General features: G+C 71.9%; 24 protein-coding genes. 9 read left to right on the forward strand and 15 right to left on the reverse strand.

Going from position 1 to position 25900, the window contains the following annotated elements:
* Window positions 1-270: 270 nt before the first annotated feature.
* From cobT to ACZ7L7_RS21215, 7 genes are all read right to left on the reverse strand, one after another.
* Window positions 271-3903: a nicotinate-nucleotide--dimethylbenzimidazole phosphoribosyltransferase gene (gene cobT, locus ACZ7L7_RS21185; protein ID WP_472076795.1), complete on the reverse strand. Its 3633-nt coding sequence runs from the start codon at window positions 3901-3903 to the stop codon at window positions 271-273.
* 368 nt (window positions 3904-4271) lie between these two features.
* A complete protein-coding gene (gene cbiE, locus ACZ7L7_RS21190) occupies window positions 4272-5483 on the reverse strand; it encodes a precorrin-6y C5,15-methyltransferase (decarboxylating) subunit CbiE (RefSeq protein ID WP_285511448.1) in 1212 nt (403 codons plus the stop codon).
* 67 nt (window positions 5484-5550) lie between these two features.
* Window positions 5551-6189, reverse strand: coding sequence for a GNAT family N-acetyltransferase (locus tag ACZ7L7_RS21195; RefSeq protein ID WP_285511449.1), 639 nt, complete (start codon window positions 6187-6189; stop codon window positions 5551-5553).
* Between the two features lie 142 nt (window positions 6190-6331).
* Window positions 6332-7171, reverse strand: a complete 840-nt coding sequence (locus ACZ7L7_RS21200; RefSeq protein ID WP_285511450.1) for a MetQ/NlpA family ABC transporter substrate-binding protein — start codon at window positions 7169-7171, stop codon at window positions 6332-6334.
* Window positions 7172-7250: 79 nt separating this feature from the next.
* Window positions 7251-7994: a methionine ABC transporter permease gene (locus tag ACZ7L7_RS21205; RefSeq protein ID WP_453603978.1), complete on the reverse strand. Its 744-nt coding sequence runs from the start codon at window positions 7992-7994 to the stop codon at window positions 7251-7253.
* Window positions 7991-9025: a methionine ABC transporter ATP-binding protein gene (locus ACZ7L7_RS21210; protein WP_285511452.1), complete on the reverse strand. Its 1035-nt coding sequence runs from the start codon at window positions 9023-9025 to the stop codon at window positions 7991-7993. Before ACZ7L7_RS21210 ends, ACZ7L7_RS21205 begins: the two co-directional genes overlap by 4 nt.
* Window positions 9026-9353: 328 nt before the next feature.
* A complete protein-coding gene (locus ACZ7L7_RS21215) occupies window positions 9354-10004 on the reverse strand; it encodes an HAD family hydrolase (RefSeq protein WP_453603976.1) in 651 nt (216 codons plus the stop codon).
* A 69-nt stretch (window positions 10005-10073) separates the two neighbouring features.
* On the opposite strand from ACZ7L7_RS21215, the gene ACZ7L7_RS21220 reads away from it, so the two are divergent.
* Entirely contained in the window at window positions 10074-10433 is a 360-nt protein-coding gene (locus tag ACZ7L7_RS21220; RefSeq protein WP_471429858.1) for a hypothetical protein, read from the forward strand.
* A gap of 1 nt (window position 10434) precedes the next feature.
* Window positions 10435-10851, forward strand: coding sequence for a hypothetical protein (locus ACZ7L7_RS21225; protein WP_285511455.1), 417 nt, complete (start codon window positions 10435-10437; stop codon window positions 10849-10851).
* Here the strand turns inward: ACZ7L7_RS21225 and ACZ7L7_RS21230 are convergent.
* From ACZ7L7_RS21230 to ACZ7L7_RS21240, 3 genes are all read right to left on the reverse strand, one after another.
* Window positions 10841-11338, reverse strand: coding sequence for a GNAT family N-acetyltransferase (locus tag ACZ7L7_RS21230; RefSeq protein WP_285511689.1), 498 nt, complete (start codon window positions 11336-11338; stop codon window positions 10841-10843). The two genes, ACZ7L7_RS21225 and ACZ7L7_RS21230, sit on opposite strands and share 11 nt — an antisense overlap.
* A 45-nt stretch (window positions 11339-11383) precedes the next feature.
* Window positions 11384-11890, reverse strand: coding sequence for an RNA polymerase sigma factor (locus ACZ7L7_RS21235; RefSeq protein WP_285511456.1), 507 nt, complete (start codon window positions 11888-11890; stop codon window positions 11384-11386).
* Between the two features lie 74 nt (window positions 11891-11964).
* Window positions 11965-13173: a glycerophosphodiester phosphodiesterase gene (locus tag ACZ7L7_RS21240; protein ID WP_472076797.1), complete on the reverse strand. Its 1209-nt coding sequence runs from the start codon at window positions 13171-13173 to the stop codon at window positions 11965-11967.
* Between the two features lie 333 nt (window positions 13174-13506).
* Here ACZ7L7_RS21240 and ACZ7L7_RS21245 point away from each other — a divergent pair, with 333 nt between their 5' ends.
* On the forward strand, window positions 13507-14181 hold the full coding sequence (locus ACZ7L7_RS21245; RefSeq protein WP_285511458.1) for a lysophospholipid acyltransferase family protein: 675 nt from the start codon (window positions 13507-13509) through the stop codon (window positions 14179-14181).
* A 360-nt stretch (window positions 14182-14541) separates the two neighbouring features.
* On the opposite strand, the gene ACZ7L7_RS21250 is transcribed toward ACZ7L7_RS21245, so the two are convergent.
* From ACZ7L7_RS21250 to argH, 4 genes are all read right to left on the reverse strand, one after another.
* Window positions 14542-16065 (reverse strand): MFS transporter, encoded by a 1524-nt coding sequence (locus ACZ7L7_RS21250; RefSeq protein ID WP_285511459.1) that lies wholly within the window; start codon window positions 16063-16065, stop codon window positions 14542-14544.
* Entirely contained in the window at window positions 16062-16613 is a 552-nt protein-coding gene (locus ACZ7L7_RS21255; protein WP_285511460.1) for a TetR/AcrR family transcriptional regulator, read from the reverse strand. The genes ACZ7L7_RS21250 and ACZ7L7_RS21255 overlap by 4 nt, the downstream gene beginning before the upstream one ends.
* Before the next feature lie 83 nt (window positions 16614-16696).
* Window positions 16697-17668 carry an aldo/keto reductase gene (locus tag ACZ7L7_RS21260; protein WP_472076799.1) on the reverse strand — a complete coding sequence of 324 codons (972 nt, stop codon included), beginning with the start codon at window positions 17666-17668 and terminating at the stop codon, window positions 16697-16699.
* 399 nt (window positions 17669-18067) lie between these two features.
* Entirely contained in the window at window positions 18068-19495 is a 1428-nt protein-coding gene (argH, locus tag ACZ7L7_RS21265; RefSeq protein ID WP_285511462.1) for an argininosuccinate lyase, read from the reverse strand.
* Window positions 19496-19802: 307 nt separating this feature from the next.
* Here argH and ACZ7L7_RS21270 point away from each other — a divergent pair, with 307 nt between their 5' ends.
* The 6 genes from ACZ7L7_RS21270 (at window position 19803) to ACZ7L7_RS21295 (ending at window position 25154) form a co-directional block, all read left to right on the forward strand.
* The gene (locus ACZ7L7_RS21270; RefSeq protein WP_471429850.1) at window positions 19803-20642 is read left to right on the forward strand and encodes a hypothetical protein; all 840 of its coding nucleotides are present in this window, start codon (window positions 19803-19805) and stop codon (window positions 20640-20642) included.
* A gap of 142 nt (window positions 20643-20784) precedes the next feature.
* Window positions 20785-21372 (forward strand): pyridoxamine 5'-phosphate oxidase family protein, encoded by a 588-nt coding sequence (locus ACZ7L7_RS21275; RefSeq protein ID WP_453603968.1) that lies wholly within the window; start codon window positions 20785-20787, stop codon window positions 21370-21372.
* 3 nt (window positions 21373-21375) lie between these two features.
* A complete protein-coding gene (locus ACZ7L7_RS21280) occupies window positions 21376-22071 on the forward strand; it encodes a L,D-transpeptidase family protein (RefSeq protein WP_453603966.1) in 696 nt (231 codons plus the stop codon).
* A gap of 77 nt (window positions 22072-22148) precedes the next feature.
* Entirely contained in the window at window positions 22149-23531 is a 1383-nt protein-coding gene (locus ACZ7L7_RS21285) for a ferredoxin reductase family protein (RefSeq protein ID WP_285511466.1), read from the forward strand.
* Between the two features lie 29 nt (window positions 23532-23560).
* Window positions 23561-24361 carry an FMN-binding protein gene (locus ACZ7L7_RS21290; RefSeq protein ID WP_471429847.1) on the forward strand — a complete coding sequence of 267 codons (801 nt, stop codon included), beginning with the start codon at window positions 23561-23563 and terminating at the stop codon, window positions 24359-24361.
* Between the two features lie 4 nt (window positions 24362-24365).
* Window positions 24366-25154, forward strand: coding sequence for an FAD:protein FMN transferase (locus ACZ7L7_RS21295; protein WP_472076878.1), 789 nt, complete (start codon window positions 24366-24368; stop codon window positions 25152-25154).
* Between the two features lie 194 nt (window positions 25155-25348).
* Here ACZ7L7_RS21295 and ACZ7L7_RS21300 read toward each other — a convergent pair whose 3' ends face one another.
* Window positions 25349-25897 (reverse strand): arginine repressor, encoded by a 549-nt coding sequence (locus ACZ7L7_RS21300; protein WP_285511469.1) that lies wholly within the window; start codon window positions 25895-25897, stop codon window positions 25349-25351.
* Between the last annotated feature and the right edge of the window lie 3 nt (window positions 25898-25900).

The following is a 25900-nucleotide window of genomic DNA, read 5'->3' on the forward strand; positions in this document are numbered from 1 at the left end:
CGTGGGGGTGGGGCGGCGTCGGTGTCCGGTGGCTGGGCAGGTCGGCCGGGTGCGGCTGCGTGGGTCTGCGCCCACCCTCCCCCGTTCTCGGCTTCGCCCGAACGGGAGGTGCCCCCATCGCCCTGCGGAACGACTGCCCACAGACCACGGGGCCTACGGCAGCCGGCACCTGCGGAGGGACATCTGACCCGCCGCCCTCTTCCTGCCTCTGCGCACAGGGAACCCCGGCCGGGGCTGCCGATGCGCAGTCCTGGCCGGGGTTGCCCCGTGCTACTTCTCGGTGACGCCCGCTGAGTCGAACGTCGCTACCTCGTGCATGGCGCGGGCCGTGCTCTGGACCAGGGGGAGGGCCAGAAGGGCGCCGGTGCCCTCGCCGAGGCGGAGGTCGAGGTCGACCAGGGGGCGCAGGCCCAGCTTGTTGAGGGCGGCGACGTGACCCGGTTCCGCGCTGCGGTGGCCCGCGATGCAGGCCGCGAGGACCTCGGGGGCGATGGCGCGGGCGACCAGGGCCGCCGCGCCCGCGCTGACGCCGTCCAGGATGACCGGCGTACGCAGGGACGCGCCGCCGAGCAGCAGGCCGACCATCGCCGCGTGCTCGAAGCCGCCGATCGCCGCGAGCACGCCGATCGGGTCGGCCGGGTCGGGCTGGTGGACTTCCAGGGCCCGGCGTACGACCTCGGTCTTGCGGGCCAGGGTCTCGTCGTTGATGCCCGTGCCGCGGCCCGTCACCTCGGCCGGGTCGGCGCCGGTGAAGACGGAGATCAGGGCCGCCGAGGCGGTGGTGTTGGCGATGCCCATCTCGCCCGTCAGCAGCGCCTTGTTGCCGGCCGCCACCAGGTCGCGGGCGGTTTCGATGCCGACCTCGATGGCCTGCTTGCACTCCTCGCGGGTCATCGCGGGCCCGGTGGTCATGTCGGACGTGCCCGCGCGGACCTTGCGGGGCAGCAGACCCGGCGTGGCCGGGAGGTCGGCGGCGACGCCGACGTCCACCACGCACACCTCCGCGCCCACCTGACCGGCGAACGCGTTGCAGACCGCTCCCCCGCCGAGGAAGTTGGCGACCATCTGGGCCGTCACCTCCTGCGGCCAGGGGGTGACGCCCTGGGCGTGCACGCCGTGGTCGCCCGCGAAGATCGCGACGGCCGCGGGCTCCGGGATCGGCGGCGGGCACTGCCGGGACAGACCCGACAGCTGTGCGGAGATGATCTCCAGCATGCCCAGCGCGCCGGCCGGCTTGGTCATGCGCTTCTGCCGCTCCCAGGCCTCGCCGAGCGCCTTGGCGTCCAGCGGGCGGATCTGGGCGACGGTCTCGGCGAGCAGGTCGTGCGGCTCCTCGCCGGGCAGCGCGCGTCGGCCGTACGTCTCCTCGTGGACCACCCACGACAGCGGGCGCCGCTTGGACCACCCGGCCTGCAGCAGCTCGGGCTCGTCCGGGAACTCGTCGACGTACCCGACGCACAGGTAGGCCACGACCTCCAGGTGCTCGGGCAGGCCGAGGGCGCGGACCATCTCGCGCTCGTCGAAGAAGCTGACCCAGCCGACGCCCAGGCCCTCGGCGCGGGCGGCGAGCCAGAGGTTCTCCACGGCGAGCGCGGAGGAGTACGGCGCCATCTGCGGCTGCGTGTGACGGCCCAGGGTGTGGCGACCGCCTCGGGTCGGGTCGGCGGTGACCACGATGTTGACCGGGGTGTCGAGGATGGCCTCGATCTTCAGTTCCTTGAACTGCTTCGCCCGGCCCTTGGGCAGCGACTTGGCGTAGGCGTCGCGCTGCCGCATCGCCAGCTCGTGCATGGCGCGCCGGGTCTCGGCGGAGCGGATGACGACGAAGTCCCAGGGCTGCGAGTGGCCGACGGACGGGGCCGTGTGGGCGGCCTCCAGGACCCTCAGCAGCACCTCGTGCGGGATGGGGTCGCTGCGGAAGCCGTTGCGGATGTCACGGCGCTCGCGCATGACCTTCAGTACGGCCTCGCGCTCGGCGTCGTCGTAGCCGGGCGCGGCCGGTCCGGTGGGCCGGCGGGGTTCCGCGGCCGGGGCCGTGCCTTCGGCCTGGTCCTGGTCGGCGGCGGCCTGGGTGTCCAGGTCCTCCGCGTTCTGCGCGGTCTCGGGCTCGGCGGCCTCGGGCTCACCGGCGCGGGGGGCGGGCACGGCGGGCGCCTCCTCCTCGGCGGGCAGCACGATCGGCTGCGGCGGGGTGGGCGCGAGGTGCGGGGTGGTCGGCACCTGGCCCTCCACCGGCACGAACTGGCCGAGCGGCTGGTCGGGGTGGGGCGCGAGCGGGACTCCCCCGCCGACGCTGCCGCCGTCCGACGGCTGCATCTGCGGCCCGGCGGGCTCGGCGACGTACGGCTGGGGCTCGGGCTGCTGTTCCGCGGCGACCGCGTGCTCGGGGGCCACGGCGGGTTCCTCTGCTACGGCGGGAGCGTCGGCCTGGGCGGCAACGGGGGCCGGGGCCCCCGGGGCGTCCTGGGCCTCGGGCGCGGAGTGCGGCTCCGCCGGTGCGGCCTGCACGGCGTCCGGCTCCTCGGACACGGTCCGCGCCGGGTCGGCGGCGACGTGCTCGGGGGCAGGCTCGGCCGCGGGCTCAGCGGCGGGCTCGGCGGCGGTGACAGGTTCGGCACCGGCCTCGGCGGGGGCCTGGGTCACCTGCTCGGCAGGCTGAGCGGGCTTCGCGGCCTCGGGTACGACCGCCTCGGCGGCCGGAGCGGCCTCGGGGATCGGAGCGGTCTCGGGGTTGGGGACCTCCACGACCTCGGCGGCCTCCGGGGTCGCCTCCTCGGCGGGCGCCGGAGCGGTGTCGCCGCCCTGCGCCCCGGCCTCGGTCGGCGCGGCGGCCTCGGCGTCCTGGGCGGGTTCGGCCACCGGAACGGGCTCGGCGGCGGCCTCGGGCGCGGCGGCAGGGTCGACTGCCGGCTCCTCTGCGAGGCCGGGCTGGGCACCCGGTCCGTCTTCGGCCACCGGACCCGGCGCGGACGTCTCCTGCGGAGCGGGCCCCGACGTGGGCTCGTCACCCCGCGGCTCCGCCTGGGTGGGGGCGGCCCCGGCCTCGGGTCCGTCGGCGGGCTGCGGAACGGGCTCCCCGACGGCGGCGGGCTCCTCGACGGGCTTCCCCGCTACCGGCGCACCGGTCTCCGCACCGGGCTGCGCGCCAGGCTCCCCGGCAGGTGCGACGGCCTCAGCGGCACCCGGCGCGGAGGGCTCCTCCGCGGGCTGCTCCGCCGGCGCGGCGACCGCCTCGCCGGTGAGGCGGGCCACGGCGGCCTGCGCCGGGTCCACGGGCTCGGGGGCCGCCGCCTGCTGCGGAACAACCGTTTCGGCAGCCGACACCTCAGCAGCGACCGGCGCCGGGGCGGGCGCCGCCACGGGCGTGGCGGGAGCGACAGGCGCGCCGACGGGCGCGGGCACCGCAGTCTGCGCGGGCGCGGGCGCGCCCCAGGGCGCCGCGGGCTGCGGCTGGGCGACGTCCAGGTACTCGGGGCCGGCGGTCGGCGGCCCCGGCTGCCGTACCGGCGTGCCCACGGCGCCGCGGTCCGCGAGGGAGCGGACCGGGCTGGCGGAGGCGTCCGGGATCGGCGGGCCGAGGTGCAGCGGGCGCGGCGGGGTGACCGGCGGTACCGGCGCCGGGTTCGGCGTGCGGACCGCGCTGAGGTCGACGGAGCCGCTGTCGCGGCCGGACATCTCGTGCGCACCGGGTTCGTGCAGGGCCTCCACGACCGGTTCCGGCGCGGGCGGGGCGACCTCGTTGCCCCAGGCGCTCTGGGCGCCCGGCAGCAGCAACAGGTCTTCGTCCTCGGCGGTGGTCTCGGAGAGGTAGGTGTACGCACCGGGCGCGGCGACGCCCGGCTGCTCCACCATGCCTGCGTTCTCCGGCAGTCCCTCGCCCGGGACCTGGCCGGTGTCGGTCATGCGTACCCCTCGCCCATCGGTTTAGTGCTTCTGCGACCTGCTCACCCGGAGCGGCGCACCGACCCGCTCCGTAGTGAAGAACGAGCGTGTGTGCCCAGCGGCACGAACGACCCGTCCACAAAGACGACAAAGCCATTTACTGGCATTGTCGCGGCCGTTCCCCCGTCACGACAGCATGATCCGCGACGATCCCGCTGTGGACTGCGCCACGTTGCGCGTCCTCCGGTTCTGCCGTACCACACTCCCCCCAAACCGGGCGGGTTTTCCGGACATTGACCGACGAAGCGTCGGGTATCCGCGTGCGGTGCAACGATCGGCCAGCCTACCGCGCGCGGTACGACAACAGGATCACGGGGACGGTTTCCGCGTCAGCCCGTCCGGTCCGGCAACAGGCCGCTGAGCAGGAACGCGACGCTCCGTTCGCGTTCGGTCCAGGCACGCGTGTCGAGTTCGACGGACTGGAGGAGGGCGCACTGGACGCGGTAGCCGTGCTCGGTCAGATCGCGGCCGATGAGTTCGGCCTCGTCGCGGGTGGCCGCGTGGGTGACGATGCGCTGCGGACGGCGGTCGGCGACCGCCGAGACGACGGCCGCTCCCCCGCCGCCGACGCGGACGACGTCCGGTTCGGGGAGGTTCTCCAGGACGTGCGGCGCGGTGCCCTGGACGGTCTGGAGCTGGACGCCGAGGGCGCGGGCGTTGGCCTCGGTGCGTTCGCAGGCGCGCGGGTCGCGGTCCACGGCGATGACGGCGGCCCCGGCGCGGGCGGCCTCGGCGGCGAAGGCGCCGCTGCCGCAGCCGATGTCCCACACCAGGTCGCCGACGCGCGGTCCGAGCCGGGCGAGTTGGGCGGCGCGCAGCGGTTCCAGCTCGCCCTCGCCCATGAGGCCGCCGTAGGTCTGGGCGGGCAGGGTCCAGCCGCGCGGGCCGGCCGCCGGGTCGCGGCCCGCGATCCAGCCGCCGCCCTCGGTGCCCCCGGCGGGGCCCCCGATGACGATCACCACATTGGGGTCGCGCCAGCTGTGGTCGGCGGCCTTGTCGGAGGTGACGACGGTGACCTGCTCGCGCTCGGTGCCCAGCTCCTCGCAGATCACGAAGGTGCGGTGGACGCCCTCCAGGAGCAGTCCGAGCTCGGCGGGGCCCGCGCCGGGTGAGGTGAGGACGGCGACCTTGGTGTGGGCACGGCACACATTCACCGCGCGTCGCAGGGTGCGCCGGTGTGCGACGACCACCTGTGCGTCGTCCCAGGGCATCCCGGCGCGGGCGAAGGCGGCGGCGACCGAGGAGACGGCGGGCACGACCTCGACCTCCAGGCCGAACTCGGGCGCGCGCAGGGTCCGTACGACGCCGAAGAAGCCGGGGTCGCCGTCGGCGAGCACCACGGCGGTGCCGCGGTGGCCGGCGATCCGGCGGGCGGCCAGGGCGACGCTGCCGAGCCGGATGCGCTCGGCAGCGGGCGGCACCTCGGGCAGCGCCAGGTGGTGGGCGGCACCGGCCACCAAAGTGGCGGCACCCAGCGCGGAGCGTGCCGCGTCGGTCAGCGGCGAGCCGTCCCAGCCGATCACCGTGACCCGGTCGGCCATTGTCGTCAGTCTCCAGGGGTTTGCGCAGGTGGACGGGGCAGCCCGAGGGTAACCCGTCCGGCCGGGATCAGTTCCAGTGGGAATAGGTGGGGAAGCCGCCCGAGTCGGAGAGCTGCTCGGCGGTGCCCTCCAGGTCCTCCGGGAGCAGGCTCCAGACGATGAAGTCGGTGCGTACGTCGGCCCAGGTGCCGTCGTCGGTGCGGATGTGCGCTATGCAGGCGTTGCGCAGGACGCCCTCGCTGATGCAGCCGATCTTCTGGGCGACCTGCTGGGAGGCGGTGTTGTCGGCCGCGGTGCGCAGTTCGATGCGCTCGAACTTCTGGTCGCCGAAGAGCCATTGGGCGGTGGCGAGGGCGGCCTCGGAGGCGTAGCCCTCGCCGCGGGCCCAGGGGGCGATGATGTAGGACAGCTCGGTGGAGCGGATGTGCCAGTTGGTCTTGGAGAGTTGGACGACTCCGACCAGGCGCTGGGTGAGGAACTCGGCGACGGCGAGGTCCAGGCCGCGGCCCGATTCCCGTTCGGTGGGCGCGTGTTCGGTGATCCAGGTGCGCGCGCCGTCCTCGGTGAAGGGCTGCGGGACGTCCGTCCAGGCGGCGACCTGCTCGTCGTTCATCATCTCGGCCAGGGCGGGCACGTCGTCCTCGTCGAGAGGACGCAGCACCAACCGCTCCGTGCTGATGGAGATGTTGGGGAAGGTGCTCGTCATGCGCCGCTCCGTAACCTTCGAAACCGTCGGGCCTGCTGAACTGCCCAGCATGCAGCATGAAAGCACCGAACCGCACCACGGGGTCCGCCCTGTTCGACGTGGGCGGAACCCGTGATGCGGTCGCGACTCACACGGAGTCAGTTCAGAAGGAGGCGATGACCGAACCGGCGTACTTGTCCTCGATGAACTTCTTGACCTCGGGCGAGGTCAGGAGCTTGGCGAGCTTCTTCACGCGCGGGTCGTTCTCGTTGCCCTCCTTCACGGCGAGGAAGTTGCCGTAGGGGTTGTTGTCGGCGGACTCCAGGACCAGGGCGTCGTCGGCGGGCTTGAGGTCGGCCTCGATGGCGTAGTTGCCGTTGATGACCGCGGCGTCGACGTCGTCCAGGGAGCGCGGGGTCTGGGCCGCCTCCAGCTCCTTGAACTTCAGGTTCTTGGGGTTCTTGACGATGTCCGCGGGGGTCGCTTCGTTGCCGACGCCGTCCTTGAGGGTGATGAGGCCGTTGTCGGCGAGCAGCTTGAGCGCCCGGGCCTCGTTCACGGTGTCGTTGGGGACGGCGACGGTGGCACCGCTCTTGAGGTCCTCGGCGCTCTTGGCCTTGTTGGAGTAGAGGCCGAGCGGCTCCAGGTGCACCGTGACACTGGGCACGATGTGCGTGCCGTTCTTCTTGTTGAAGTCGTCCAGGTACGGCTGGTTCTGGAAGTAGTTGGCGCCGACCGATCCGTCCTCCGTCGCCGTGTTCGGCGTGACGTAGTCGGTGAACTCCTTGACCTCCAGGTCGAGGCCGGCGTCCTTGGCGAGGTTGTCCTTGACGAAGGTCAGGATCTCGGCGTGCGGGACGGGGCTCGCGGCGACGACCAGCGGCTTGCTGGTGTCGGAGGCGGAGGACGCGGAGTCGCCGTCGGAGGAGCCGCAGGCGGTGAGCCCGAAGGTGAGGGCTCCGGCGGCGAGGACGGCGGTGGTGATCTTGGCGGTGTTACGCACGAAAAGTGCCTTTCCTGAAGGTGTGGTGCGACCCCGTCGTGGGTGGGACGGGGAGTTCTGGGGTGGGGGTGAGCGGGGCTCAGCCCGCGTTGGGCGGCAGGCCGGTGTTGGCGGGCTGGGTGGCGGCCTTCAGCAGCCTGAGCTTGGGCGCGGCGCCCGAGCGGCCGCCGCGGCGGTGCAGGGTACGGGCCGCGTAGTCGCCGGCGAACTGGATGAGGGAGATGACCACGGCGAGGATGCCGACGGTGATCCACATCAGTTCGGTCTCGAAGCGCTGGTAGCCGTAGCGGATGGCGATGTCGCCGAGGCCGCCCGCGCCGACCGTGCCGGCCATCGCGGAGTAGCCGATGAGGGCGACGATCGTGGTCGTGGTGGAGGCGATCAGCGAGGGCAGGGACTCGGGGACGAGGACCTTGCGCACGACCGTCCAGGTGTTGCCGCCCATCGACTGCACGGCCTCGACGAGCCCGCCGTCCACTTCGCGGACAGCCGTCTCAACGAGGCGGGCGAAGAAGGGGATGGCGCCCACGGCGAGCGGCACGATGGCGGCCTCGCGGCCGATCGTGGTGCCGGTGATGGCCCGGGTGAAGCCCATCAGCGCGACCATCAGGATGATGAACGGCATCGAGCGGGCGACGTTCACGACCTGCCCGATCACCTTGTTGGCGACCACGTTCTGGAGCAGTCCGCCCTTGTCGGTGAGGACGAGGAGGATGCCCAGCGGGAGTCCGCCGACGACGGCGATGAGCGTGGACCAGCCGACCATGTAGAGGGTGTCCCAACACGCCTGCTCCAGCAGGGGCTGCATCTCGGACCAGGTCACTTGGCACCTTCCTTGACCAGTACGGGCTCCTGGCCCACGACGTCGATCTGCAGGCCCTGTTCGCGCAGGAAGCCGATCGGCACCACGTTGTCCTCGTAGCGGCCGGGCAGTTCGATGCGCATCCGGCCGACCTGGAGGCCGCCGACGGTGTCGATGGCCGCGCCCAGGATCGAGATGTCGACGTTGTAGGTGCGCGACAGCTGGGAGATGACGGGCTGGGTGGCGCTCTCGCCGTGGAAGGTGACGTCGACGACGGTGCGGTCCTCGCCGGTGGCCTCGCCGCCCAGCGGGAACAGCGCGGTGGCGAGCTTGGAGCCGGGGGTGGCGAGCAGTTCGCTGACGGTGCCGGACTCCACGATGCGGCCCCGCTCCATGAGCGCGGCGGAGTCGCAGACGGACTTCACGACGTCCATCTCGTGCGTGATGAGCAGCACCGTCAGGCCCAGTTGCCGGTTCAGGTCGCGCAGCAACTGGAGGATGGAGCGGGTGGTCTCGGGGTCCAGGGCGCTGGTGGCCTCGTCGGAGAGCAGCACCTTGGGGTCGCCGGCCAGGGCGCGGGCGATGCCCACACGCTGCTTCTGACCGCCGGAGAGCTGCGCCGGGTACACCTTCGCCTTGTCTGCCAGGCCCACCAGGTCGAGCAGTTCGAGTGCCTTTCGGGAGCGCTCCCGGCCGGAGACGCCGAGGATCTCCAGCGGCAGTTCGACGTTGTCCTGCACGGTGCGCGAGGACAGCAGGTTGAAGTGCTGGAAGACCATGCCGATCCGGCTGCGCGCCCGCCGCAGTTCCTTCCCGGCGCGCGGTCCGCGGCCCGCCAGGGCGGTGAGGTCCTGGCCGGCCACGGTGACCGTGCCGGAGGTGGGGCGCTCCAGGAGGTTGACGCAGCGGATGAGGGAGGACTTGCCGGCGCCGGACTGGCCGATGACGCCGTACACCTCGCCTTCGCGGACGTGCAGGTCGACGCCGTCGAGGGCGGTCACCTCTCGACCGCGGGCGCGGTAGACCTTGGTCAGGCCCGATGTGGTGATCACTGGGGTTTCCGTCACTGTCGAGTACGCGGGCGTGGGTGTGCCCGGGTACGGGAGGGAAGGTGTGCGCGGGGCAGCTGGGTCACGTACGTCGCGAATGGGGCGTACGGAGACAGGCCGTGGCAGCTCGCTTCGGGGCGCGAGGCTCAGGGGGAAGTGGTGCGGGGGCCCTCTAGAAGGCGCACATTCGACACATACAGCGAGCACCGGGCGTCATGGTCGCCTCGGTCGCAAGGATGCGGGTGCTCGTCGTGGTCATGCGATCAGTAAAGCAGACGGAAGCGCGGAACCGAGAACCGCTGTCCGCATTGCGGACAGCGGTGGACACCTCTCAGCGGCGGACGGCGATCTCCACGCCCGAGCCCGTGACCTGGGCGGACAGGGCCGAGAGGTCCTGCACCACCAGGTCGGCGTCGAGCTCGTGGGCCTGGTGGGTTGTGGTCAAGGCCACGGTGGTCATCCCGGCGGCGCGCCCCGCCTGGAGGCCCGCGGGAGCGTCCTCGAAGACGACACAGCGGGCCGGGTCGACGCCGAGCAGGCGGGCGGCGAGCAGATAGGGCTCGGGGTCGGGCTTGCCGCGGGTGATGTCGTCGGCCGAGACCAGGGTCTTGGGCAGGATGCCGACGGCGTCCAGACGGGCCTCTGCGAGCCGGCGGGTGGCGGACGTCACCACGGCCCAGCGGTCGGCGGGCAGCGCGGCGAGGAAGTCCTGGGTGCCGGGCAGCAGTTCCACGCCGCCGTTCGGCACGTCCTCCACCTCCAGCGTCTCGATGCGCGCCAGCGCCTCGGGCACGATGTCGGCGGGGAGCAGGTCGGCGGCTATCTCGACGGCCGGGCGGCCGTGCAGTTCGATGCTGCCGAACTGTTCGGCGGTGATGCCGTACTCCTTCGCCCACCGCGTCCAGCAGCGGTCCACGGAGGCGAGGGAGGAGACGAGGGTGCCGTCGTTGTCGAACAGCAGGGCTTCGGCGTGGATGTACATACCATCGACCCTACGGTGCCCGCCGGGGTCGCCCGCACCGGGCGGTATGGCCCGTAATAGGGTCGCTGCATGCTTGATGCCCTGACGCTCCTGTCCGGCGTCGCCGCCCTGCTGCTCGCCGCGTGGTGCGGCTTCGCCGCCTACCGGGACCAGCCGACGAAGGACTGGCACTTCATCGGGATGGCCGTGGTGACCGCGCTGGCACTGATCCAGCTCGTGGTCGGCATTGTGCAGCTGGCGCGCGGCCAGGAGCCGGAGCAGGGCACGACGATCTTCGTGGCGTATCTGCTGGGCGCGTTCGCGTGCGTCCCGGCGGCCGGGTTCATGTCGCTGGCCGAGCGGACCAAGTGGGGCTCGATCACGGTGTCCGCGGGCGCCGTGGTGCTGGCCGTGCTGGAGGTCCGGCTCTATGACATCTGGGGAGGCTGAGATGACGGCCGTGGAGGAGAAGCGGACCCGCCTGATCAGCGGGCCCGGAGTGCTGCTGGTGTGGCTGTACGGCGTGATGGTGGTCGGCGCGGTGTCGCGCTCGGCGTACCAGATCGCGACCGACTTCGACCGCGCCCCGCTCGCCTACTCGCTGTCGGCGGTGGCGGGGCTGGTCTACGGCTTCATCACGTACACCCTGGTCAGGGGCGGCGAGACGGCCCGCAGGGCGGCGCTGTACTGCTGCGCCGCCGAGCTCGCGGGCGTCCTGGTCGTCGGTACCTGGACCCTGCTGGACCCCTCGGCCTTCCCCGACGCGACGGTCTGGTCCGAGTACGGCATGGGCTATCTGTTCATCCCGGTGCTGCTGCCGCTGTCGGCCGTGTACTGGCTGCGCCGGGCGGGCTCGGTCAAGCCGTAGCCGCGTAGCTCCCGGCCGGCTTCTCCAGGACGATCATCGGAACGCCGTCGGAGCCCTGGGAGGTGCCGACGGCGGTGTAGCCCACCTTGCGGTAGAGCCGCAGGCTGAGCTCGCTGCGGTGGCCGGTGTGCAGCCGGAACCGCTTGGCGCCGCGCTCCTCGGCGAGGGCGGCCTCGGCCGCCTTCAGCAGCCGGGCGCCGATGCCGTGGCCCTGGAGGCGGGGGTGGACGCAGAGCTTGCCGATGGCGGCGGCGCCGTCCTCGGTGACCGAGCCGCGCACCGAGCCGACCACTTCGTCGCCGAGCCGGGCCACGAAGACGCAGTCCTCGGCGACTTCCGCACGCACCGAGTCCAGCGTCTGGACGAGCGGGTCGATGCGGTAGTTGCCGTACAGGGCCGCCTCGCTCTGGAAGCAGAGGTACTGCAGCTTGAAGATCTGCTCCGCGTCCTGCTCGGTCGCCGCAGAGATGGTCACGCTCATGCCCATGTGCGCACGCCTTCCGCTCATCTGATCACCGGTCGTTCCCCACTCCTATCCCCGCGCCGTGCGAGCCGCAACCTCCGGCGCGAGCAATCGCCTGAGACAAGCCAGGCATCTGGAGCGTTCCGGGCCAAGACTGCCCTGTGAGATACCCAACTCCCCCGCGATCTCCCGGTATGTCAGGTCGCGCGGGGAGAGCAGCGTCTCGACCAGCCGGGGGCAGCGGCCGGGCAGCCGGCGGACGGCGTCGCGCAGGGCGCGGCGATGGACGGCGGTGACGGCGAGCTGGGCGGGGTCGCGGCCGGAGTCGTCCACGGGCTCACCGGCGTACGGCTGTTCGATGCGGTGGGTGCGGCGGCTGCGGCGACCCTCGGAGCGGACGGCCGAGCGGAGCCAGCGTTCGGGGTCGGAGGGCGGGCCCTGCGCGTCGAGCAGCTCCAGCAGGCGCAGCCAGACCGCCTGCTCCAGGTCGCCGGGCTCGGTCCCGGAGGCGTGGGCCTCCGCGGACGCCTCGGCGGTGAGCAGGGGGCGCAGGGTCAGGACGAGTTCGTGGCTCATGTGCGGCACGACGCGGCCGCCCGGACGGCGGGTTGCCCGGGCGGCCGTTTCTCACCCCAACCGGGGCATAGTGCTCAGTCGTTGACGAATTCCTCGCGGGCCAGCAGACCGGTGTCCGGCTGGTCGGTGAAGACGCCGTCGATGCCGGTGGCGAAGTACACCCGGTAGGCGCCGAAGACATCGCCGTAGGCGTCGGGGGCGGTGCCCTTGCGGAAGTCGGCGGGCAGGAAGGGATTCTCGTTGCGCATCGTCCAGGGGTGCAGGAGCAGGCCCGCCCTGTGCGCGTCGGCGACGAGGGTGGTCGGCTCGGTGAGCCTGCCGTCGGCGTCCTTCGGGATGACCAGGTCGAGGGTGGGGCCGATGCCCTGGGCGTAGGAGGCGATCTCGCGCAGTCCGGCCGGGGTGATCAGATCGGCGACCGTCCTCGGGTCTCCGGTCTCCTCGAAGTCGTATGGCCGGGTGTCCGCGCCCGACAGCAGGACCACCAGCGGGTTGCCGATGAGCTTGTCCAGGCGCTGGATGCTGGTCGGCTCGAAGGACTGGACGATGACCGGGGAGTGCCGCTTGTCCTTGCCGTGCTTGCGCAGCACCTTCGCGATCCGCTCCTCCAGGCCGAGGCCGAGCTTGCGGAAGTAGGTGGGGTGCTTGAGCTCGGGGTAGATCCACACCTGCTTGCCGCGCCGGCGGGTCTGCCGGTCCTGCCAGCGCAGCACCTCCTCGAAGGTGGGGATCTCGAAGCGGCCGTTGTAGAGGGTGTTGTGCGGGCGGTTGCCGGGGATGCGCTCGACCGCGCGGAGCGTCTTGAGCTCGGCGAGCGTGAAGTCCTCGGTGAACCAGCCGGTGACGGGGACGCCGTCGAGCTGCTTGGTGGTCCTGCGGTCCGCGAACTCGGGGTGGTCGGCGACGTCGGTGGTGCCGCCGATCTCCGGTTCGTGGCGGCAGACGAGGTGGCCGTCCTTGGTGGGCACCAGGTCGCCGGCCTCGACGATGTCGGCGCCGAGGTCCAGGGCGAGCTGGTAGGCGGCGAGGGTGTGCTCGGGCCGGTAGCCGCTGGCGCCGCGGTGGCCGATGATCGTCGGTCTGGGCAGGCTCTTCACACCGCCGCCTCCGTTCCCGCGGCCGCCCCCCGCTGCCGCCGCGGTGCCGGTGCCGGACAGGCTGATGACCGCGCCGCCCGCGGCCAGGGCCGCCGCGCCCAGCAGTGCCCGGCGGCCGGTGCCGTGCCGCTGCGCTTCCGCGTCCTGTGCTTCCGGCCCCTGCGCTTCCGGCTCCTGCGGTTCCATGAGCGTCCTCCTGCCCTCGGCTGGTCAATGCGGCCCGATGGTAGGTGCCCGGTCATGGCCTTCGGGAGACCTCGGTACGAACACATGGGTGACGGCAGTTGTCTTGTGGGAGACGGATTCTGACGAGGTGTCGGCTTGCCCGTATCGGGTGCGGGCGATGTCCGTCACATCGTTCCGGGCGGGTTTCCGGTGCGCTTCGGGGCTTCACCACAGGTAAACCCACGTCAACAATGAGTAAGACCTCGGTGAACCCGATGTGCGCGACCCCCGGAACCGCGAGTATCGTCCTCACCTGCACATACTTATAAGGACACCCTGACACCGGAGGGCCCGTTGTCCCGCTTCGCGCTCATCAAGGCAGTGCTCGGACCGATCATGCGCCTGATGTTCCGCCCCCAGGTGGAGGGCGCGGAGCACATCCCTGGTGACGGCCCCGTGATCCTCGCGGGCAACCACCTCACGTTCATCGACTCGATGATCCTTCCGCTGGTCTGCGACCGGCAGGTGTACTTCATCGGCAAGGACGAGTACGTCACCGGCAAGGGCGTCAAGGGCCGGCTGATGGCCTGGTTCTTCACCGGGGTCGGCATGATCCCGGTGGACCGGGACGGCGGCCGGGGCGGTGTCGCCGCGCTGATGACCGGGCGGCGGGTGCTGGAGGACGGCAAGGTCTTCGGCATCTACCCCGAGGGCACGCGGTCGCCCGACGGGCGGCTGTACCGGGGGCGGACCGGGATCGCGCGGCTGACCCTGATGACCGGGGCGCCGGTCGTGCCGTTCGCGATGATCGGCACGGACCGGATTCAGCCGGGGGGTGCGGGGATGCCGCGGCCGTGCAAGGTGACGGTGCGGTTCGGGCCGGCGATGGAGTTCTCCCGGTACGAGGGGATGGACCGGGACCGGTATGTGCTGCGGGCCGTGACCGACTCCGTGATGGCGGAGGTCATGCGGTTGTCGGGGCAGGAGTACGTGGACATGTACGCCACGAAGGCGAAGGAAGCGGCGTAGGTTCTTGGGGTGCGGGTTGGTTCCCGCGCCCCCCTTTTTGTTTGCGGTCGCGCCTGCGAGGCGGGGCGGGTGTTGCGGGGTGCGGGTGCGTGGTGGTTGTTCGCGCAGTTCCCCGCGCCCCTGAGGTCTGTGGCTGCGGGCGCGTCTTGGGCGGGGCCCGGGGTTCGGTCGTCAGAGTGACGGTTGGTGGGGGCTTGTCGCGCAGTTCCCCGCGCCCCTGAGGGGCGTTCCTGCGGGCGGTTCTTTCGCGGGGCCCCGCGCCCGGTCGTCGAAGTCACGGCCGGTCGGGACCCATCGCGCAGTTCCCCGCGCCCCTGAAGGGCGTCCCAGCGGGCGCCTCTTTCGCGGGGCCCCGCGGCCTCAGTGGCCGGTTTCCAGGCGTTCGTTTCTCAGCATGAACCATGCTGCCACCGCTGCCAGGAGCAGGACCGCCGCTCCGGCTCCCGCGGCCAGGGCCAGGCCGTCGACGAAGGACTCTCGGGCCGCGTTCAGCATGGTGTGCGCTGCCGCCGGTGGCATTGACGCCGCTGATTCCACCGCGCCGCCCAACGACTCGTGGGCGGAGTCCGGGGTGCCCGCCGGGCCCGTGAAGTTGCTGTAGACGCCTGTCACGATCGAGCCGAGTACGGCGATGCCCAGGGCCGCGCCCAGCTCGTAGGCCGTTTCCGAGACCGCCGACGCCGCGCCCGCGTGCTCCTTCGGGACCGAGGACAGGATGACGTCCGCCGTGACCGTGAAGGAGAAGCCGGCTCCGATGCCGACGACCAGGAGGGCTGTGCCCAGAACGGCGTAGCCGGTCGACTGGCCGAGGACCGTGAGGGCGGCCAGGGACAGGCCGACCGCCGCCAGGCCTCCGGAGACCACGGCGCGTACCGAGTACCGGCGTGCCGCGCGGCCCGCGACCAGGCCCGCCGCCACCGCGCCGATCGCGGCGGGGAGTTCGGCCAGACCCGCCTCCAGCGGGCCGCGGCCCTGGACGAGCTGGAGGTACTGGGAGAGGAAGAACACCAGGCCGGACAGGCCGAGGATGGTCAGCAGGTCGGCGAGGACCGCTCCGCTGAAGCCCCGGTTGCGGAACAGCCGCATGTCGAGCAGCGGCGACGGGAGTGTCAGCTGGCGGCGGACGAAGGCGTACAGGGCGAGGGCGCCCAACAGGCCGACGGCCAGGGCTTCCCAGGTCACGGCGTGGGCGGCGATCTCCTTGACCGCGTAGACCACGCCGACCATGCCGACCAGCGACAGCACGACGCTGCGCAGGTCCCAGGGGCCGGGGTTCGGGTTGCGGGACTCCGGCAGCAGCTTGATGCCGACCACGACGAGGACCGCCATCACGGGCAGGTTGATCAGGAAGACCGAGCCCCACCAGAAGTGCTCCAGCAGGAAGCCGCCGACGATCGGGCCGACCGCCGTACCGGCGGAGGCGGTGGCGCCCCAAATGCCCACGGCGAGGCTGCGCTCGCGCGGGTCATGGAAGAGGTTGCGGATCAGGGCGAGCGTGGCGGGCATCAGGGTGGCGCCGGCGACGCCGAGCAGCGCGCGGGCCAGGATCATCATCTCGGGGCTGGTCGCGTACGCGTTGAGCACGGATATCGCGCCGAACGCGGTCGCGCCGACCAGCAGGATCTTCTTGCGGCCCACGCGGTCGCCGAGGCTGCCCATCGAGACCAGCAGACCGGCGATGACGAAGGAGTAGACGTCGCCGATCCACAGCAGCTGGGTGCCGGAGGGGTTGAGGTCCTCGCTGATGTAGGGGGTGGCGAGACCGAGGACGGTCGCGTCGACGGCCACCAGCAGCACGGCGAGCACGAGGACGGACAGCGCGAGCCAGCGGCCGGGGCGCTTCACCGCCTCGGTCGTGGTCGCCGGCTGCAGGGTGCTGGTCATGATTCCTCTCTCCGTAGTGCGCCACCGAGCAGCAGCTCGGCGATCATGTGCGTGAAGTCGTTGGCCGCGACCCTGCCCTCCTGCACCGCCCAGGCGCCGGAGGCGATCAGGCCGTACAGCGCCTCGGTGAGCCAGGCCGGGGTGAGGTCGATACGGAACTCGCCGGACTGCTGGCCGCGCCGGAACAGCGCGGCGATCCGGGTGTCCAGGCGGGCCCAGCCCTCGTTCTGCGCCTCGCCCTCGAAGAGCTGGTTCTCGGTGTAGAGGAAGGCGAGCAGTCCGGCCGCGGGCTCGATCGCGTGGACGAGCCGTCGTACGGCATCGCTCGCGCTGCCCTCGTCCAGCCGGGCCGCGTCCAGCGCGGCCTCGCACTCCGCGATGCCGAGCGCCTCCAGCGCGCGGACGAGCGCGTCGCGCCCGGCGAAGAGGCGGTGCAGCGTGGCCCGGCTGATCCCGGCGGCCTTGGCGACCTCGTCCATGGTGGACGTGGATTTCCGGGTGAGCAGGGCGGCTGCGCTGCGCAGCACGTGGTCACGGTCGACAGCCATGAGACAAGAGTAGCGCATGTGAGACATTGATGTCTCACATGGGGCATGCATGTCTCATTCCCCATGGCTGTCCTGCGGTTTTGTCAGTGCCAGGGCAGCTGCCCGCGCCGCTCCCAGTACCCGCGCGGCTCCTCCACCAGCGCCGCCAGCCGCTCCAGCTGCTCCTCGTCGAGGTCGACGACGGGCGCGTGCAGGTTGGAGGCGAGCTGGAGGGTGGTGGCCGCGCCGGAGAGGACGACGCCGGCCCAGGGCTGACGCAGGGCGAAGGCGAGGGCCACGGCGTCGGCGCCCAGGGAGGTATCGGCGGAGACGGCCTTCAGCACGTCCGGGGCGTGCGGCCCGGCGAGGCGGCCATTGGCCATGCCCTCCTTGACGATCACGGTGAGCCCGGCGTCGTGGGCCTCGGCGAGGGCGGGGGCGGCCGAGGTCTCCAGGATGTTGTACGTCGACTGGACGGTACGGAAGAGGGGCTCGCCGTCGACCGTCACGGCGAGCGCGGCGCGGATCGCGTCGGCCTGAGCGGGGCCGCTGGTGGAGAAGCCGACGGTCACACCCCGCGCGGCGGCCTCGGCGAGCTTCGCGTGCAGGTCCTTGTCGGTGAGGGCGGGGCTGTCCGGGGTCACCGAGTGGATCTGGTAGAGGTCGAGCCGGTCGCCGAGCAGCGCGTCTGTCTCGGCACGCTGGCGCTCGTAGGTCGCCGGGCTGTGGTCCTTGACCTCGTGCGTCTCGGCGTCGGTCGTCCAGTCGGCGGTGTAGGTGTAGCCCCACTTGCTGCCTACGACGATGTCGTCGATCTCGGGGTGCTTGTTCAGCCAGTCGGCGAGGAACTCCTCGGAGCGGCCGTAGGAGCGGGCCACGTCGAAGTAGCGCACGCCTTGGGCGTAGGCGGCGTCGAGGAGTTCGTGCGTACGCTCGCGCAGGGTCTCGACGGTGCGGTCCTCCCCGAGGTCCCGGTCCCGGCCCAGGTTGATGTAGCCGGGGCGTCCGATCGCGGCGAGACCGAGGCCGATGTGGCAGGTGGGGGTCGTGGCGGTCGCGAGACGGGCGAAGGGCATCGCGGGCTCCGTTCGGTCGGCTGACGTGCGACCAACGTAACGCGCGATGCCCCTCGTCACGGCTCGGCGTGCGCCTGGCTCTGGCGGACTGCTACTTCTTGGCGCCCACAGGGGCCTGGCAGGCGGTCAGCCTGGGGGCGGTCAGCCTGGGGGCGCCCGGTCCTGGGGGCGCCCGGCCCTCGCGGGCCGCCACTTCTTGGCGGCCACCCGGCCCAGGCGGACCATCGTCGCTCGACGCCCGCCCAGCCCTCGCGGGCCGCCACTTCTCGGCGGCCACCCGCCCCCGACAGGCGGTCACTCCTCGGCGCCCGCCCGGCCCAGGCAGGCGGTCATTCCTCGGCGTCCGCCCGGCCTTCGCGGGCCGTCACCCATCCAGGCCCGCCCGCCCCTGACGGGCGGTCACTTCTTGGCGTTCGCCCACTCGTGCTGCGCCGCCACGTCCGCCTTCAGCTCCGCGAGCTGGACGGCGACGGCGCTCGGGGCCGTACCGCCGCGGCCGTTGCGGGAGGCGAGGGCGCCGGGGACGTTGAGGACGGAGCGGACCTCGGGGGTCAGGTGCTCGGAGATCCGGGCGAACTGTTCGTCCGTCAGGTCGTCCAGTTCCTTGCCCTCGGCCTCGGCGACCTTCACACAGGCGCCGGCCACCTCGTGCGCGACCCGGAACGGGACGCCCTTCTTGACCAGCCACTCGGCGACGTCGGTGGCCAGCGAGAAGCCGGCCGGGGCCAGCTCCTCCATGCGCTCCCGGTGCACGGTGAGCGTGGCGATCATGCCGGTGAAGGCGGGGAGCAGCACGTCGAGCTGGTCGCAGGAGTCGAAGACCGGCTCCTTGTCCTCCTGGAGGTCGCGGTTGTACGCCAGCGGCAGCGCCTTGAGGGTGGCCATGAGGCCGGTCAGGTTGCCGATGAGGCGGCCGCTCTTGCCGCGGGCCAGCTCCGCGATGTCCGGGTTCTTCTTCTGCGGCATGATCGACGAGCCGGTGGAGAAGGCGTCGTGGAGCGTGACGAAGGAGAACTCCTTCGTGTTCCAGATGATGATCTCCTCGGCGATCCGGGAGACGTTCACACCGATCATCGCGGTGATGAAGGCGAACTCGGCGACGAAGTCACGGGAGGCCGTGCCGTCGATGGAGTTGCCGGAGCTGCCGTTCTCGAAGCCGAGGTCCGCGGCGACCGCCTCCGGGTCCAGGCCGAGCGAGGAACCGGCCAGCGCGCCGGAGCCGTACGGCGAGACGGCCGTACGGGCGTCCCACTGGCGCAGCCGCTCGGCGTCCCGGGACAGCGCCTGGACGTGGGCGAGGACGTGGTGGGCGAAGAGCACCGGCTGGGCGTGCTGGAGGTGGGTGCGGCCGGGCATCGCCACGTCCGGGTGGGCCTCGGCGAGGCCGATCAGCGCGTCCTGGAGGTCGGCGATCAGACCGGCGATGTTGCGGGCCTGGTCGCGCAGGTACATCCGGAAGAGGGTGGCGACCTGGTCGTTGCGGGAGCGTCCGGCGCGCAGCTTGCCGCCGAGTTCGGGGCCGAGCCGCTCCAGCAGGCCGCGCTCCAGGGCGGTGTGCACGTCCTCGTCGGCGATGGTGCCCGTGAAGGTGCCGTCGGCGACATCGGCGGCGAGCTGGTCCAGGCCCGCGAGCATCCGGTTCAGCTCGTCGTCGGTGAGCAGGCCCGCCTTGTGCAGCACGCGCGCGTGGGCGCGCGATCCGGCGATGTCGTACGGGGCGAGCCGCCAGTCGAAGTGGACGGAGGCCGAGAGCCTGGCCAGCGCCTCGGCGGGGCCGTCCGCGAACCGTGCGCCCCAGAGCCGGACGTCACCGCTGTTGCTGCTCACTTGCTGCGCTCCTTGGAGGGTCTGGGTGGGGCACCGACGGATGGGACACCGGCGGGTGGGATACCGACGGATGAGGCACCGCCTCCCCGTGGCGTGAACGGGGAGGCGGCCGTCATTGCGGGGTCGCTCTCCCTGCACACGTCGACGATGCATGAGTATGCAGAACTCTGCATGATTCGTCAATCTGAGAAATTTCAGCCTTGAACTGAACACGGGAAACCGCTTTCACGTACTCCTCGCCGGACGCAGGCGCCGCGTTTGTACAGCCAGAACACAGCGAACACCCCCGACCCAGTGAGGATTCCGCATGTCCAGGGCTCTTCCGAAGTACAACAAGCGTCGTGTCGCGCTGATCGGCGGCGCCGCCGCGCTGGCGCTGTCCGGGGCCTTCGTCGTCAACTCGGCGCTGGCCGGGGAGACGCCCAAGAACAACCCCCGCACCCTCGCGGGTCCCGGCACGATCAGCTGCCCGGACGTGGCCTCCCAGCTCCCCGCCGTCCCGGCGAGCGCCCAGGCCGAGGTCGACCGCAACCTCGCCCTCCTTCAGAAGCAGATCGACGAGGCCAACAAGCGACTCGTCGACACCGTCGGACAGGGCGGACCCAACTTCGTCCAGAACGCCATCCTCGGCCCCCTGGAGAGCAAGCGCGTCGCCGCCATCGACCGCATCGCCATCTCCATCGGCCGCACCGCCGCAAAGCCCCAAGGCCTGAACGCCCTGGCCGCCTGCACGCTGAACGCGGACGGCGGCGCCGACACGGGTGCCGAGGCCGGAGCCGGTGCGGGGGCCACGGCGACCCCGAGCGCGTCCGCGCCGGCGGCGGAGGCTCCGGCGGAAGGCGGTAACGCCGAGGTCGGCACGATCAGCTGCCCGGACGTGGCCTCCCAGCTCCCCGCCGTCCCGGCGAGCGCCCAGGCCGAGGTCGACCGCAACCTCGCTCTCCTCCAGAAGCAGATCGACGAGGCCAACAAGCGACTCGTCGACACCGTCGGACAGGGCGGACCCAACTTCGTCCAGAACGCCATCCTCGGCCCCCTGGAGAGCAAGCGCGTCGCCGCCATCGACCGCATCGCCATCTCCATCGGCCGCACCGCCGCAAAGCCCCAGGGCCTGAACGCCCTGGCCGCCTGCACCCTCGACAAGTGAGGTGACAGGCAGTCGTGGCCGCCCCGTTGACACGCCGGCCGGGGCGGTCACGGCTGTGTGCGGAAGCGTGCCGGTACGGAAGAGGCCCCTATGACCCCAATTCCTTAGACAGGCGAAATATTCGCCAGCATAATCATGAGACATGGGAAAGACCTATGAGCGCATAGACGGACGACTCCGCGCCTTCATCGAGGCACAGCCCCTCTTCTTCACCGCGACCGCTCCCCTCGCCGCCGACGGCACGGTGAACCTCTCCCCCAAAGGACTCAAGGGCTCCTTCGCGGTGCTCGACGAGCTGACCGTCGCCTACCTCGACTTCGCCGGCTCCAACGCCGAGACCATCGCCCATCTGCGGGAGAACGGCCGCATCACCCTGATGTGGTGCGCCTTCCAGGGGCCGCCCACCATCGTCCGCGTGCACGGGCGCGGCGAGCCGGTCTTCCGGGACGACCCGCGCTTCCCCGAACTGCTCGCCCGCTTCCCCGACATCGACCACGGCACGCACGGACTGCGCGCGATCATCGTCGTCACCGCCGAACTCGTCCGGGACACCTGCGGGTACGCGGTCCCCTTCATGTCGTACGACAGCGAGCGCGATCTGCACGCCAAGCGGTTCGCGCGGGAGGACGACGAGTCGCTCAACACCTACTTCACCAAGAAGGAGCACGTGGCCACCAGCCTGGACGGACTACCCGGGCTGCCGTTGCCGCTGCCGCCGTCTACGGTCTGAGCCATGCGCCCCGGTGTCGTCGCCCTCGCCTTAGCCTCCCTGCTCCTGCTCGGTGCCGCTCCCCCCGGAGGGCGGCCACTGCCGGCGCGGATGGCCGACCCGGGCGGCGGCACCCAGCTGATCACCGCCGTCGCCGACCGGACCGGCGCCACGAAGGGCACCGTCACCTGGTGGGAGCTGCGCCGCGGCCGCTGGGTGCGCGCCGGCACCGCCCCGGCCCGCTTCGGGGCAGGCGGACTCGTCAAGGGCACCGCCCGCCGCCAGGGCACCAGCACCACACCGACCGGGCTCTACACGCTGCCGTACGCCTTCGGCATCAAGGCGGCCCCGCGCGGCACGGCGTACAAGTACCGCCGTGTGCACCGGGATTCGTGGTGGTGCCAGGACAACCGCTCCCGCTCCTACAACCGTTGGACCGAACCGCGCGCGGCGGACTGCCGGGCCGCCGAGTCGGAGCATCTGATCACCTACGCCGAGCAGTACGCGCACGCGTTGGTCATCGGCTTCAACTACTCCCGGCCGGTACGCGGACGCGGCGCCGGAATCTTCCTGCACGTCAACGGGCGCGGAGCGACCGCAGGTTGTGTCTCCGTGCCCGCTGCCGACATGCGGCGCATCCTGCGCTGGGTCGATCCCGCCCGAAAGCCGCACATCGCCATCGGGACCACAGCCGGTTCAACAGCGATCACTCAGTACTGAACACACCGGCCACCCCACACGTACCTCTGGGCGCCGAGGGACCACGCCACTCCCCCTTGTCCGTTCCCGGAGGAACTGTGACCACCACGCTCGCAGGCGGCCGCGCCGCCCGCCGCCAGACGATGCGCCGCATCCGCCCGCGCCGCTCCCCGGCCGTCCCGTTGGTGATCGCCCTGTGGGCGGGTGCGGCGGCCGTGCTGTGGCTCTGGTGGGACAACACACCGTCCCTCGCGGACAACACCGCCCGCATCCTCGCCGCCGGCCGGATCACCGGTCTGCTCGCCGGATATCTGATGGCACTCGTCGTGCTCCAGATGGCGCGGGTGCCCGCGCTGGAGCGGCGGGTGGGCTCGGACCGGGTCGCGCGCTGGCACGCGATGAGCGGCCGCTACACGATCTGCCTGGTCATCGCGCACATCTTCCTGACCATGTGGGCGTACGCGCTCCAGGCGGGCAAGACGCTCGGCGACATCGTCCAGCAGACCATCGACTCCATCAACACACTGCCGGACATGGGCAAGGCGGCCATCGGCACCGGCCTGCTCTTCGTGATCGCCTTCATCTCCATCGGCCCGATCCGCCGCAAGGTGCCCTACGACACCTGGTACCACGTCCATCTGCTGACGTACGCGGCCGTGTACCTGAGCTTCTGGCACCAGATCACCACCGGCAACGAGTTCGCCGTCGAGCCCTCCGCCAAGACCTTCTGGTACGGGCTGTACGGCACCGTCACCGCGCTGGTCGTCTGGTACCGGATCCTCACCCCGATCCGGCTCAACCTCCGCCACCGGATGTACGTCGAGGCCGTGATCGAGGAGACGCCCGGTGTGGTGTCGGTGCTGATCGGCGGACGCAAGCTGCACCGGATGGGCGCGGAGGCCGGACAGTTCTTCCGGTGGCGGTTCCTGGCCCCGGGCATGCGGTTCAGCTCGCACCCGTACTCCCTCTCGGCGGCGCCGCGCCCCGGTCTGCTGCGCATCACCGTCAAGGCGATCGGCGACCACAGCGAGCGGCTGCGCGAGCTGGAGCCCGGCACCAAGGTGTGGGCGGAGGGCCCCTACGGCGCCCTCACCGCGCAGCGCCGCAGCCGCGGCAAGGTGCTGCTGGTGGCGGGCGGTGTCGGTATCACCCCGATGCGGGCGCTGTTCGAGACGCTGCCCGGGGCGGCCGGTGACATCACCCTGCTCTACCGCGCCAACAGCACCCAGGACCTGGCGCTGTGGGACGAGCTGTCCGCGATCGCCGAGGAGCGGGGCGCGCGTCTGATGTACGCGGTCAACAGCCCCGACGGGGAGCGGCCCGACATCTCGGCGGAGCGGCTGCAGCAGAAGCTGCCCGACATCGACAAGCACGATGTCTTCATGTGCGGGCCGCCCGGCTTCGCGCAGTCCGTCTACGAAGCACTGCGCGGCGCGGGTGTGCCCGCCCGCCGCATCCATCACGAGTCGTTCGAGATGTGAGCGACGGGACTTCAGGAGCTGTAGGAGCGATGAGGAAGACTCACCCCATCCGGCGATTCGTGCTGGCGGGCGCCGCCACCGTGTCCGGGATCGTGCTGCTGCTGTCGCTGAAGCCGAGTTCGGACCCCGGGTCCGCGCAGGCCGCGGGCGGCACGGCACCCCAGCAGAGCGCGGCGGCGCAGGAGTCCGCGCAGGGCGGCAACAACGGGCAGACCGGGACCGTCACCGGCACGGCCGTGAAGACGCAGTACGGGCCCGTCCAGGTACGCCTGACCGTCGCCGGCGGCAAGGTCACCAAGGTGGAGGCCGTGCAGGCGCCCAGCGGCGGGCGCAGTACCGAGGTCACCAACATGGCGGTGCCCCGGCTGAACCAGGCGGCGCTCGCGACGCAGAGCGCGGAGATCGACGCGGTGTCGGGGGCGACGTACACCAGTGACGGGTACAAGAAGTCGCTGCAGTCCGCGCTGGACCAGATGAAGAAGGCGGGTTCCGGTGCCGACGCCGGCTCCGGTTCCGGGGATGCGGGTGCCGGTGACGGTGCCGGGGGTGCCGGGCAGGTCCAGACCGTCACCGGTGACGTGGTGAAGACGCAGTACGGGCCCGTCCAGGTGCGGATCACCGTCGAGGGCGGGAAGATCACGGCCGCGGACGCCGTGCAGGCGCCGAGCGGCGGGCAGTCCTCGCAGATCAACGGCAACGCCGTACCGAAGCTCAACGCGGCGGCCGTCGCCGCGGGCAGTGCCGACATCGACGCGGTGTCCGGGGCCACGTACACCAGCAACGGCTACAAGCAGTCGCTGCAGTCCGCGCTGGACCGGGCCGGTGGCTGAGGCAGTGGCCGAACCGGCGCAGGCTCCCGCCGCGGTGCGTCATGTGGAGGAGGTCATGGGGACCGTCTTCTCTTTCGACGTCCGCGGCGGGGATCCGGAGGAGGTGCGGGCCGCGCTGTCCGAGGCGGTGGCGGGGCTGCACCGGGCCGACGAGGTGTTCAGCACCTATCGGGAGGACAGCGAGATCTCGCGGCTGAGCCGCGGGCAGCTGACCGTCGAGGAGTGCGACCCGGATGTGGCGGCGGTGCTGGCGCTCGGCGAGGAGGCCTCGCGGGTCAGCGACGGGTGGTTCAGTACGTCCTATGAGGGCCGGCTCGACCCGACCGGCATCGTGAAGGGCTGGGCCGTTGAGCGGGCCGCGCGGCGGTTGGCTGCCGCCGGGGCGACGGGGGTGAGCGTCAACGGCGGCGGCGATGTGCAGTTGCTGGGCGTGCCGGGGCCGGAGCGGCCGTGGCGGGTGGGGGTGGCTGATCCGTTGCGGCCGGGAGGGTTGGCTGCGGTGATCTCGGCGGCGGGTGTGTCGGAGCTGGCGGTCGCCACGTCGGGGACTGCTGAGCGGGGGGCGCACATCGTGGATCCGCGTACGGGTCGGTCCGCGGTGACGGATCTGGTCGCGGTGACTGTGGTGGCGCCGACGATCACTTGGGCGGACTGCTGGGCCACGGCTGCCTTCGCGATGGGGTCGCGGGAGGGTCTGCGCTGGCTGGAGGCGCTGCCGGGTGTGGAGGCGCTGCTGATCACTGCGGGGGACGAGGTGCGCTGCACTGGAGGGCTGGCGGCGCGCCTGGGGTGAGGCGGGGGTGGGTCGCGCAGCCCGGCGCTAGCGGGGTGCCGCTGCGCCCACCCGTGCCGCCCAAGCGGCACGACTGCCCGCAGCTAGGTAGGTAGTGGCACGACCGCCTGCAGCTAGGGAACTGGGAGAGCGCCGGGACTGTTCCCACCCAGGGGCGCGGGGAAGTGCGCGAGCAGCCCCCGCGCCCGCCGGGGTCAGTGGCCGTTCTGGGAGGCCAGCCTCAGTAGGTGTTCCGCCAGGGCCTGACCTCCCGTCGGCTCGCGGCTGATCAGCAGCAGCGTGTCGTCGCCCGCGATCGTGCCCAGGATGTCGTGGAGTTCGGCCTGGTCGATGGCCGAGGCCAGGAACTGGGCGGCGCCCGGGGGCGTACGCAGGACCACCAGGTTCGCCGAGGCCTCCGCGGAGATCAGCAGCTCCTGGGAGAGCCGCCGCATCCGCTCCTCCTTGGCGGACTCGCCCAGCGGTGCCCGGGGGGTCCGGAAACCCCCCTCACTGGGCACCGCGTAGATCAGGTCGCCGTCGGTGTTGCGGATCTTCACGGCGTTCAGCTCGTCGAGATCCCGGGACAGCGTCGCCTGCGTCACCGACAGCCCGTCGTCCGCCAGCAGCTTCGCCAGCTGGCTCTGCGACCGCACCGGTTGCCGGTTGAGGATGTCCACGATCCGGCGGTGGCGTGCGGTGCGGGTCTGCGGCACGGCGGGCCCGTGCGCCCCCGGCTGCTCGTGGTCCTGCGCCTGGCTCATCGT

Source organism: Streptomyces sp. NPDC110618 (genome assembly GCF_055657065.1).